General features: G+C 72.9%; 6 protein-coding genes. 2 read left to right on the top strand and 4 right to left on the bottom strand.

Translation table 11 applies throughout. The features are described from left to right. Nucleotides 1-168 precede the first annotated feature (168 nt). The 4 genes from OG936_RS12565 to OG936_RS12550 all read right to left on the bottom strand — a co-directional run bounded on the left by OG936_RS12565 (nt 169) and on the right by OG936_RS12550 (nt 7,683). On the bottom strand, nt 169-1,080 hold the full coding sequence (locus OG936_RS12565; protein ID WP_406494617.1) for a carbohydrate ABC transporter permease: 912 nt from the start codon (nt 1,078-1,080) through the stop codon (nt 169-171). Then, nucleotides 1,077-2,495 carry a carbohydrate ABC transporter permease gene (locus OG936_RS12560; protein ID WP_406494616.1) on the bottom strand — a complete coding sequence of 473 codons (1,419 nt, stop codon included), beginning with the start codon at nt 2,493-2,495 and terminating at the stop codon, nt 1,077-1,079. The genes OG936_RS12565 and OG936_RS12560 overlap by 4 nt, the downstream gene beginning before the upstream one ends. Before the next feature lie 4 nt (nt 2,496-2,499). Beyond that, the gene (locus OG936_RS12555; protein ID WP_406494614.1) at nt 2,500-3,864 is read right to left on the bottom strand and encodes an ABC transporter substrate-binding protein; all 1,365 of its coding nucleotides are present in this window, start codon (nt 3,862-3,864) and stop codon (nt 2,500-2,502) included. A gap of 138 nt (nt 3,865-4,002) precedes the next feature. Continuing rightward, the gene (locus OG936_RS12550) at nt 4,003-7,683 is read right to left on the bottom strand and encodes an FHA domain-containing protein (RefSeq protein WP_406494612.1); all 3,681 of its coding nucleotides are present in this window, start codon (nt 7,681-7,683) and stop codon (nt 4,003-4,005) included. A 479-nt stretch (nt 7,684-8,162) separates the two neighbouring features. On the opposite strand from OG936_RS12550, the gene OG936_RS12545 reads away from it, so the two are divergent. Continuing rightward, a complete protein-coding gene (locus OG936_RS12545) occupies nt 8,163-9,791 on the top strand; it encodes a serine/threonine-protein kinase (RefSeq protein ID WP_406494610.1) in 1,629 nt (542 codons plus the stop codon). A 180-nt stretch (nt 9,792-9,971) separates the two neighbouring features. Further along, the gene (locus OG936_RS12540; protein ID WP_383759951.1) at nt 9,972-11,210 is read left to right on the top strand and encodes a serine/threonine-protein kinase; all 1,239 of its coding nucleotides are present in this window, start codon (nt 9,972-9,974) and stop codon (nt 11,208-11,210) included. The last annotated feature ends 34 nt before the right edge of the window (nt 11,211-11,244 follow it).

The raw sequence follows: 11,244 nt of genomic DNA, 5'->3' as shown, positions 1-11,244 counted from the left end.
GGGCGTTCGCAGCGCGTGTGGGCGGTCCGCAAACGGCCGTTGGAGTGACGGAGTTACGTCAAAATGTGGCAAATCTGTGAAAGTGCAGGTGGGGTGGTCCTGTTGCGGTGAACAGGACCACCCCGTGTTTGACGTACTGCAGTGCGCATTGACGTACGGCTGTGCGTACTACTTCACCGCGCCCGCCATCACGCCGGAGACGAACTGGCGCTGGAAGGCGAAGAAGACCGCCAGCGGAATCACCATCGACACGAAGGCGCCGGGCGCCAGCACGTCGATGTTGTTGCCGAACTGACGGACCTGCTGCTGCAGAGCCACCGTGATCGGCGGCGATCCGGAGTCCGCGAAGATCAGCGCGACCAGCATGTCGTTCCACACCCAGAGGAACTGGAAGATTCCGAGCGAGGCGATCGCCGGACCGCCCAGCGGCATCACGACCCGGGTGAAGAGCCGGATCTCGCCCGCCCCGTCGAGCCGGGCCGCCTCCAGCAGCTCCCGCGGGATCTCCGCGAAGAAGTTCCGCAGCAGGAAGATCGCGAAGGGCAGGCCGAAGGCCGTGTGGAAGATGACCACGCCGAAGGTCGTCTCGAAGATCCCGATCGTACCGAAGAGCTTGGAGACGGGGACGAGAGCGACCTGTACCGGCACCACCAACAGCCCCACGACCACCAGGAACCACCAGTCGCGGCCGGGGAAGTCCATCCAGGCGAAGGCGTATCCGGCCAGTGAACCGATCACGACGACCAGAACGGTCGCCGGGACGGTGATCATGACCGTACTGAGGAGGGAGTGGGTGATGGTCGAATTGTCCAGCAGCCGCGCGTAGTTGTCGAAGGTGAGCTGCGAGGGGGCCGTGAAGATCTTCCACCAGCCGCTCGACGCGATGTTGTCCGCGCTGCGCAGCGAGGACAGCAGCAGCCCGACGGTCGGCATCAGCCAGAACAGGCCCACCAGGATGAGGAAGACCCGCATCACCCCGCCGCCGGCGCGAGCCGCTATGCGTGCGCCGAGGGAACGCTCGGCCTTCACCGGCCCGGTTCCGGTTGTCGTGCTCGTGGCCGTGTTCGACGCTGTCGTCATCGGCGCCCCTCCTTCCGGATCCGGCGGATGTTGACGTACATCACCGGGAGTACCAGCAGCAGCAGGAGTACGGCGATGGCGCTGCCGATCCCGAGGTCGGCGTCCGTGCCGAACGAGGAGCGGTAGAGCTGGAGCGCCAGCACGTTCGCGTCGGCCAGCGAGGACCCCGGCGAGATGATGAAGACCAGGTCGAAGACTTTAAGGACGTTGATCATCAACGTGACCAGCACCACCGAGAGCACAGGGGCGAGCATCGGCACCGTGATCCGGCGGAACACCTGCCATTCGTTCGCGCCGTCCACCCGGGCTGCTTCGAGGAGTTCACGCGGCAGACCCGCCAGGCCGGCGGCGATCAGCACCATCGCGAACCCGGCCCACATCCAGACGTAGGAGCCGATGATCCCCGGCGTCACGAGGGTCGGGCCGAGCCACTCGACTCCGTTGTACGGCTCCCTGAAGTTCGAGGCGGGGAGCCGGAGTTCGGCGCCGTCGGCCGAAGCGGGCAGGGTGAACGTACCGTCCGCGCCGGCCTTCGCCGAGGCGACCACCTTGCCGTCCTTGACCGCCTCCACCTCGATGCCCTTGAGCCCCAGCTCCTTGGCGTCGATGACGTTGGGGCTGCCGCCGCCGCCCTTGGTGAAGTCCAGCCACGCCGTGCCGGTGACCTTCCCGGGCTCCGCGGTGGCGGCCTTCGCGGGCTTCGCGCTCGACGGCATCTTCGCCGGTGCCACACCGACCAGCGGCAACTGCACCGGCTGCCCGGCCCGTACCGGCGCCTTGGTGACGAACGAACCGCCGCCGCCCGCCTTGAGCGGGTGGACGGGCAGCGGATGCGCCTTCGGGTAGCCCGCCGAATCGGCGAACGTGTCGTGCACGCCCACCCACACGGCGTTGGCGACCCCGCGCTCCGGATTCGCGTCGTACACCAGCCGGAAGATGATGCCGGCGGCGAGCATGGAGATCGCCATCGGCATGAAGACGATCAGCTTGAACGCCGTACCCCAGCGGATGCGCTCGGTCAGCACGGCGAAGATCAGCCCGAGGACCGTGGAGACCGTCGGCGCGAACACGACCCAGATCGCGTTGTTCTTGATCGCCGTACGGATGGTGTCGTCCGTGAACAGCGCCTTGTAGTTGCCGAATCCGGCGAAGCCCGTACCCGACTGGTCGAAGAACGACCGGTAGACGGAGTACACGATCGGATAGACCACGAGCGCGCCCAGCAGCACCAGCGCGGGCGCCAGGAAGAGCGCCGCGATGACCCGGCGGGTACCGGTCACACTTCTGCGGCTGCGGCCCGGGCCGCCGGCCGGACCGTCGGACGACTTCCTGGGCGCGGGTACGGACGGCGGTACGGACGGATGCTTGTCGGCGGGGGGCACCGCGTCGGCGCCCCCCGCTGCGGCTGTCGTCATCGCGTCAGCTCTTGTATGCCTTGGCCGCGTCGGACTCCAGCTTCGCCTGAGTCCCCGCGATGTCCTTCGGGTTCTTCAGGAAGTCCTGGAGAGTCTTCCACTCGCCCTTCCCGGGCGTCCCGCCGAACGACTGCGGGGCCTGGTCGGACATGTCGAACCGGACGGCGTCACCCGCCGCGATCAGCGCCTTGGCCATCGTGCGCTGCACCTCGTTCGGATACGCGGCGGCGTCCAGGGCCTTGTTCGGCGAGAGGAACCCGCCCTGTTCGGCCATGATCTTCGCCGCGTCGGTCGAGCCCAGCCAGGTCAGCAGGGCCTGGGCGCCCTTGCCGTCCTTCAGGGCCACCGCCGCGTCGCCGCCCGTCACGACCGGGGACTCGGCGCCGACCGCCGGGAACGGGAACACCTTGGCGTCCGTCCCGATCTTCGCCTTCGTCTGCGCGATGGTGACGGCCACGAAGTCGCCCTCGTAGACCATCGCGGCCTTCGGCTGGTCACCGCCGGTGAAGGTCTGGGTGACCGAGGCCGGGAACTCCGTCTGCAGCGCGCCGTCCGCGCCGCCCGCGATCAGCGACGGCTTGCCGAAGAGCTGCGCGAGCGTGGTCAGCGCGTCCTTGACGGACGGGTCCGTCCACTTGATCTCGTGCTGCGCCAGCTGGTCGTACTTCTCCGGGCCGGCCTGGGAGAGATAGATGTTCTCGAACCAGTCGGTGAGCGTCCAGCCGTCCGCACCGCCGACCGAGACCGGGGTGACGCCGGAGGCGGACACCGCCTCGGCCGTCGCCAGGAACTCCTTCCAGGTCTTCGGCTCCGCCGCGCCCGCGTTCTCGAACGCCTTGGCGTTGTACCAGACCAGGGACTTGTTGGCGGCCTTGAAGTAGACGCCGTACTGGGTGCCGTCGACCGTGCCGAGATCCTGCCAGACCTTCCCGTAGTTCTTGGTCAGCTGGGCCTTGGCCTCGGCGCCGACCGGCTTGGCCCACTTCTTCTCGGCGGCCTGCCGGATCGCGCCGACCTGCGGGATCATCGCGACGTCCGGCGGCTGCCCGCCCGCGATCTTCGTACCGAGGAAGTTGACGATCGGGTCCTGCGCCGGGACGAAGGTGACCGTCGCCCCCGTGCGGTTCTCGAACTCCTTGAGGACCTTGACGAAGTTGGCCTGCTCGGCTCCGGTCCAGACCGCCGCGACCGAGAGCTTCTCGCCGTCCAGTTTCGGCAGTGCGACGCTCGACGGGCTTCCCTTGTCGTTCCCGGGGCTCTTGTTCGACTTGTCTTTTCCGCTGCCGCTGTCGCTGCAACCGGTGAGGGCCAGTGCTCCGATGGCGGTGAACACCATGGCGGCCCTGCTGATCCGAAGGGTTGTGCGCATCGCTGCCCCGTCTCTCACATCGTCGTGTGCGCACAGTCCTACGCTGGGTGTACGGGCGCCGCAATACCGCTTTAGGTGTCAACTCCGTGATCGTGATGGGCTCGTGACGTGTGATCAGTAGAAGCGATGGGTTGGCACTCAGGAGTGGACGGGCCCGAACGGGGCTATCGGCTCGGCGTTCACCGAACGGGCCGCCCGCTCCAGCGCACTGGCCAGCAGTGCCAGGTCCGTCGGACCGTTGCCCAGTTCGCGGACCGGGCGCCGGGTCGGCGGATCGCCCATCCGCTCCCACTCCAGCGGGACGACGGTGGGGCGCAGCGTCGCCGTACGCGGAATGCGCCCCGTCACCCGGCCGCCCTGGAAGGGGGTCACCCGCCCGTCCGGATGCCCCAGCCTGCCGCGTCCGGGCGCCGGATCCTCCGGCGACGGCGGGACGACCGGTGCGTCGAGCACGATGCGCAGCCGGGCGCCGTGGGCCAGGTCCGTGTCCTCCGTACGGTCCGGGCGCGCGGACGTCGCGACCAGGTGGACGCCGAGCCGGCCGCCCTCCCTGGCCACGGCCTCCAGGGCCCGTACGACCGAACCGGCGGCGGGCCGGCCGGGGCTGCCGAGTGCCGGGGCGACCAGCGCGTCGAAGTCGTCGACGAGGACGACGAGCCGGGGCAGCGGGGACGGGCCGGGGTCCGTGGACCGCGCGGCGGGGCGCAGGCGGAGCGTCCCGCTCAGCGCGGAGTCCACGTCACCGCGCTGTTCCGCGGCGGTCGGCGGGCGCCGGCCGACCATCTGCTGCGCCACCTCGTGCCGGTGGTGCCACTCGGTGAAGTCGTACGGGCCGAGCAGCTCGGCGCGCCGCTTCAGCTCGCCGCCCAGCGCCTGCGCGAACTCCCGCATCCGTACCGGATCGGAGGCCACGAGGTGCGTGAACGCGTGCGGGAGCTCGGTGCACGGGCGCAGGCTCTCGCCGCGCTCGCCCCCGGCGCCGTCGACCAGGAGGATGCCCAGGCGGTCGGGCCGGGCGGCGGCGGCCAGCGAGGCGGCGACGGCCCGCAGCAGCTCCGTACGTCCGCTGCCGGCCGGACCCTCGATGAGGAGATGGGGGCCCTCCGCCGACAGATCCACACTGACCGCGCCCCGGGGCCCGGCCCCGAGCACCACGACGGGCCGACCGGCGGCCACGGGGGCGGTGCCTTCGGCGGACGCGGCGGGTGCGGGGCCTTCGGCGGGTGCGGACGCGGCGGGTACGGGTGCGTTCGTGCCGGTGTTTGCGCCCGTGGTCGTGGCTGTGTTCGGGTCCATGGCGGCTCGCGCCGCGATCGGGGGCGTTTCGGTGCCACGCGGCCCGCTCACCCGGTTCGACGTCCGCCCCGGCCCGGCCGAACGGAGACTGTCGGTGCCCTGGACATCGCCGTCGCCCCAGGAACCGGACCCGGGGACGGTGCGGGAACTCGGGTTGTCCCCGGGCGAGGCGCCGTAGCGCCCGCCACTGACGCGGGGCCCGGCGGTGCCGGGGTACGGGGTGCGGCCGGAGCCATGGATGTCGCGGTCCTCGTCGCGCACGAGGCCGTAGCCCGCCGTGCCGACGTGCGTGGTGGTGTCGCCGCTGGGGTACGGGGTGCGACCCGCGCCCGGGGCGTATCCACCCGGGCCGCCGCCCGTGCGCTGGGCGCCCACGCGGGGGCCCGCACCGCGCGGGTACTCCGTACGGCCCGAACCGCGGGAGGCCGCGTCCGCACCGCCGGCGGCGCCCCCCGGCCCGCCCGCCCAGCGGCCCGCACCGCGGACGGTGGCGCCGGGCTGGTCATCGGCCGTGGACGCCCAGCGGGCCATCAGCGAGGCGGGGGTGGCACGCGCCAGGCCCAGCTCGTCCAGCAGCCGGGCCGTCGTCGGGAGCGCGGCCGACACCGGACGGCCGTGGGCCGTCACCGAACCTTCCGTGCGCAGCGGGGCCAGCGCCCGGCCGAACCGCTCGGCCCAGTGCGCCGACACCGCGTCCACGGTCGCGACCGTGCCCCGGCCCGCGGCCCGGCCGTCCGCCGTACGCAGCAGCCGCAGGGCCGTCGCCACATCGCCGCTCAGCATCGCCACCGCCCCGCACTCCCGGAACGCGATCGACGCGTGGCAGGCGGCCTCGTACGTCGCCGCGACCGGTGACGTGGGGGTGGCGGCCGGGGTCTCGGCCAGACAGATCAGATGGATCCCGGCGGCGGCACCCGCGGCGGCCAGCCGGGCGGTGTTCTCGCGCAGCACCGCCGAGCCGGGGTCGCCGTCGACGATCAGCACGGTGTACGGGCCCGCGTACCGGCCGGCGGCCTCGGCGACCGTGTCCCGGTCCAGGCTCGGCCAGCCGGGCCCGAGCGGCCCCTCGTCCAGCCGGCGCACCAGCTCCGCCGTACGGGCGAGGGCCTGCTCACGGTCGTACGCGAGGAGCAGCCGGCAGTCCTGGCCGTGCATCGGGCGCACGTGCGGCAGCCAGCCGAGCCAGGCCCACTCGCGTCTGCGCTCGTCCGTGCCGCGGGCGCGGTCCGTGCTGATCAGCACGATCTCCAGATCGGCGGGGGAATGCAGCGCGGCGAGCTGCGCGACCGTCGAGCGGGCGAGTCCGGCCAGCCGGGTCCGCGGTCCGGCGAGCCCGAGGGAGCCGGCCTCCCGCAGCCCCACGGTCACCGGCACGGCGGGCAGCTCGGCCCGGTCCGTCGTTCCCAGGCGCACCACGAGCGCCTCCGGGTGTGCGACGTCGCGCTCCCAGAGCCGGGGGCCGGGGCCGAGCGCGGTCAGCAGCACGGCCGCGGGGTCGGGCCAGACGCTCCCCGCGGCGGCCCCCGCGGGTGTCACCGGGGCGGCGGCCGGGAAGGGCGCCCCGTCGGCGCCCGTCTCGTCGGGTGTCGCGTCATGGACCGGCTCGCCCTTGTTGCCCGCGAGTCTGCGCGCCCAGGCGCCTATCCCGCCGCGCCGGGGTGTCTCGTCGCCCGGAAAGGGTGCCGGGCGCCCGGCTGCGGAGTGGCGGCGGGTGTCGGCGGGCCCGTCGTCGCCACTGGCGTAACTGGCGTACGGGTCGGGGGCGCCGGGTCCTTCGTGCGGGACGGGGCCGGAGCCGGGGGCGGCGGCCGGTGCGTAGCCGTGGCCGGAGCCGTGCTCCTCGGCGAAGCCGCCGTCGGTGGCGCAGGTGCCCGCCGTACCGGACACCCGCAGATGACCCTCGCCGTCCGGGGCCGTCGACAGCGTCGGCGTACGCGCGCCGGAGGTCAGCCGGAGCGTCGATTCGCCGAGCCGCAGCAGCGCGCCGGGCTGCAGGCGGACCGGGCGGTCGCGGACCGCGGCGCCGTCGAGCAGGGTGCCGTTGGTGGAGCCCAGGTCCGCCACCGAGACCAGGCCGTCCGCGGAGACCGTCACCGCGCAGTGCAGCCGGGACACATCGGGGTCGTCGAGCGGGACGTCCGCGTCGGCGGAGCGGCCGATCCGGACCCGGCCGCCGTGCAGCAGGTGGACCCCGCCCGCGTCGGGCCCCGCGACCACGTGCAGCTGCGCCGGGACGGCGTCGTCCGCCGCCTCGTCCTCGCCCGGGACCTGGAGCGAGAGCACCGCTCCGTCGACCAGCGGGGGCTCACCCAGCGCGCACCGCTGCGCGTCGAGCCGCTCACGCCCGGCGAACAGCACCACCGCGCCGCTGCCGATTGAGCCGTCGGGCCCGGAGACGGCCGCGGCCAGCGGGGACGCCACGGTGGCGAGCGCGGTCCCCGACGGGGCGGTGACCAGCACGTCGCAGGCGCGCGCCGGGGTCTGGCCGCTGCGCGGCGCGAGGACGGTCAGCCGGATCTGCATCGCCGTCAGCGGTCCCTTCTGCGCGGGGTGCCGGGCAGGGGAAACGGCCTGTGATTCCCCCCACCCGACACGGACGCGTCGTCCGGTACAGGTTCGTCACGCACCGCAAGGCTCCCTACCCGACAGTCCGTGCTGCAGGCATCCTCGCACCTGCCACTGACAACCCGCCCGCGGGTCACCACTAAGTGATCTTGAAACGTCTGCTGTGTGCCCATACCTGCCTGCTTGGAGGGTTCTTCCGTACCTGCCGGGGAGGGCATCCGGCATCATGGGTCGCGCGTACGTGCGGCAACCATCCGCCCGGTGTGAGCGTCTTGTTCCGCAACCGGTTGTCACCTCCCCGGGAGGTGCCGGCCACGGTGGACGAGGGCGGCGAGGACGAGCGCCCCGACCTCGCCGGTCACCCCACTAGAGTGGGCCGGAACTCCCGGGCGGATCCGGGAGCACCGCAGACACCACGATCGCAGGGAGCGCATGACGTGCGGCCGGTAGGCAGCAAGTACCTGCTCGAGGAGCCGCTGGGACGCGGCGCCACGGGCACCGTCTGGCGTGCCCGCCAGCGGGAGACCGCAGGCTCCGAGGCCGCCGTCGCCGGCCAGCCCGGCGAGACCGTGGCGATCAAGGTCCTGAAGGAGGAGCTCGCCAACGACGCGGACATCGTGATGCGGTTCCTGCGTGAGCGCTCGGTGCTGCTCCGGCTCACCCACGAGAACATCGTGCGCACCCGCGACCTGGTCGTCGAGGGCGATCTCCTCGCCCTCGTCATGGACCTCATCGACGGCCCCGACCTGCACCGCTACCTCCGCGAGAACGGCCCGCTCACCCCGGTCGCCGCCGCGCTGCTCACCGCGCAGATCGCGGACGCGCTGGCCGCCAGCCACGCCGACGGCGTCGTCCACCGCGACCTGAAGCCCGCCAACGTCCTGCTCGACGAGCGCGACGGCCAGATGCACCCGATGCTCACCGACTTCGGCATCGCGCGCCTGGCGGACTCCCCGGGGCTCACCCGGACCCACGAGTTCGTCGGCACGCCCGCCTACGTGGCGCCCGAGTCCGCCGAGGGCCGCCCGCAGACCTCGGCCGTCGACATCTACGGCGCGGGCATCCTGCTGTACGAACTGGTCACCGGCCGCCCGCCGTTCTCCGGCGGCACCGCCCTCGAAGTCCTGCACCGGCACCTCAGCGAGGAACCCCGCCGCCCCACCACCGTCCCGGCGCCGCTGTGGACGGTGATAGAGCGCTGCCTGAGCAAGGACCCGGACCAGCGGCCCAGCGCCGAGAACCTGGCCCGCGGACTGCGCACCGTCGCGGCCGGCATCGGCGTGCACGCCAACGCCGCGCAGATCGCGGCGGCCGACGGCGTGGGCGCCCTGCTCGCACCCGACCCGGCGCCCGCGGCCGTGCCGCAGACCCCCGGCGCGGCCGACCCGACGCAGGTGCTGCCGAGCAACGCGGGCTCGTACGATCCGAACGCCGCGACCAGCGTCATGCAGCATGCCCCCGGCCCCGGCCAGGGCGCCGGCGGGCACGCCGACCCGACCTCGGTCATGCCGCCCGTACCGCCGCATCCGGACAACCCTCCGCAGCCCGATGGGCCGCACCCCTGGCAGTCCCAGCTCCGGGCGGCCCGTGACCGCAACGAGCAGACGCAGGTCCAGTACCTCGACCCCGGCCAGGACCCGCTGCGCCGCCGCCCCCAGCGGCCCCAGCCCCAGCAGCAGCCGCAGCAGCCCCAGCGACGCCAGCAGCCGCCGCAGCATCAGCAGTACCCCCAGCCCCGGCAGCAGCAGTACCAGCCGCAACCCCAGCACCATCAACGGCACCAGCCCCAACAGCAGCAGTACGCGCCCCCGCAGCAGCCGGCCCCGCGACAGCCCCGCGAGCCGAGGCAGCGCAGCGCCAACCCGATGAAGATTCCCGGCCTCGGCTGTCTCAAGGGCTGCCTGTTCACCCTGGTCCTGCTGTTCGTCGCGGGCTGGCTGATCTGGGAACTGACGCCGCTGCAGGACTGGATCGGCCAGGGCAAGAGCTACTGGCAGGCCATCGGCGACACTGTCTCCACCGTGACCGACTGGGTTTCGAAACTGGGCGGAAGCAGCGGGCCCTGAGCGGCTGACACCCCATCAACTCTGTAGCTATATCGACTTCTGCGGGCGAGTTTCCACGCATATCGCCCGCAGAAGTGAAGGTCGGCGCCATCCCGGGCACTCAACACCCCGATCGACGCGTAACTTTGTCGACCGGGGGTCATGAGCGACGGTCCATCGCCAGCCGCTGAGGGAGCAGTCTTGGCACGGAATATCGGCAGCCGGTACACCGCCCACCAGATCCTGGGGCGCGGCAGCGCCGGCACGGTGTGGCTCGGCGACGGGCCCGAGGGCCCGGTGGCCATCAAGCTCCTGCGCGAGGACCTCGCGTCCGATCAGGAGCTCGTGGGCCGCTTCGTCCAGGAGCGCACCGCACTGCTCGGCCTGGACCACCCGCGCGTGGTCGCCGTCCGCGACCTCGTGGTCGACGGCAACGATCTGGCGCTGGTCATGAACCTGATCCGCGGCACGGACCTGCGCACCCGCCTCGACCGCGAACGCCGGCTCGCGCCCGAGGCCGCCGTCGCGATCATCGCGGACGTCGCCGACGGCCTGGCCGCCGCGCACGCCGCCGGAGTGGTCCACCGCGACGTCAAGCCGGAGAACATCCTGCTCGACATGGAGGGCCCGCTCGGCCCCGGCGGCTCGCACCCGGCGCTGCTCACCGACTTCGGCGTGGCCAAGCTGATCGACACCCCGCGCCGCACCAAGGCCAGCAAGATCATCGGTACGCCGGACTACCTCGCCCCCGAGATAGTCGAGGGCCTGCCGCCTCGCGCCGCCGTCGACATCTACGCCCTCGCCACGGTCCTCTACGAGCTCCTCGCCGGCTTCACGCCCTTCGGCGGCGGACACCCCGGCGCGGTCCTGCGCCGTCACGTCACGGAGACCGTCGTCCCGCTCCCGGGCATCCCCGAGGAGCTCTGGCAGCTCCTCGTCCAGTGCCTGGCCAAGGCCCCGGCCTCCCGGCTGCGCGCCTCCGAGCTCGCGGCCCGGTTGCGCGAGCAGCTCCCGCAGCTGGCCGGCATCCCGCCGCTGGACGTGGACGAACCGGACACCGAACCGGAACCGCAGACGTACGACGAGCAGCAGTACACCCCCGCGCCCGAGGAGCCCCGCCGCCGCGGCGCGGTCCCCTTGGTCCCCGGCTCGTCCACGGACTCCAACCGCGACACCCACACGAGCATGCGCGTCCCGGCCCCCGACGAGCTGTCCGGCGGCCCCCGGGGCACGGCCAGGGCCCCCCGCTCCCCGGGCCGGCCCCGCCCCGGCTCGGCCCGCAACAAGTCCGCGGCCGTCCGCAAGCGCCGCCTGACGCTGGGCGCCGCGGCGCTGGTGCTGGTGGTGGCCCTCGGCGTGGGCGGCCGGCTGGCGCTGGGCGGCGACAGCGCGGACGTGCCCGCGCAGGACACGAAGAGCTCGGCGCCGGGAGCCCCCTGAGCCAGGGCCCGAAGGTGGTTCCCCGGCGGCTTGC

It is taken from the genome of Streptomyces sp. NBC_00846 (assembly GCF_045207325.1).
GTDB lineage: Bacteria > Actinomycetota > Actinomycetes > Streptomycetales > Streptomycetaceae > Streptomyces.
This window is presented reverse-complemented; position numbering and strand designations above follow the sequence as displayed.

Excerpts from the sequence above, each read along its gene's own strand:
- OG936_RS12565 (WP_406494617.1), bottom strand. The coding sequence starts at position 1,080 with ATGACGACAGCGTCGAACACGGCCACGAGCACGACAACCGGAACCGGG.
- OG936_RS12560 (WP_406494616.1), bottom strand. The coding sequence starts at position 2,495 with ATGACGACAGCCGCAGCGGGGGGCGCCGACGCGGTGCCCCCCGCCGAC.
- OG936_RS12555 (WP_406494614.1), bottom strand. The coding sequence starts at position 3,864 with ATGCGCACAACCCTTCGGATCAGCAGGGCCGCCATGGTGTTCACCGCC.
- OG936_RS12550 (WP_406494612.1), bottom strand. The coding sequence starts at position 7,683 with ATGCAGATCCGGCTGACCGTCCTCGCGCCGCGCAGCGGCCAGACCCCG.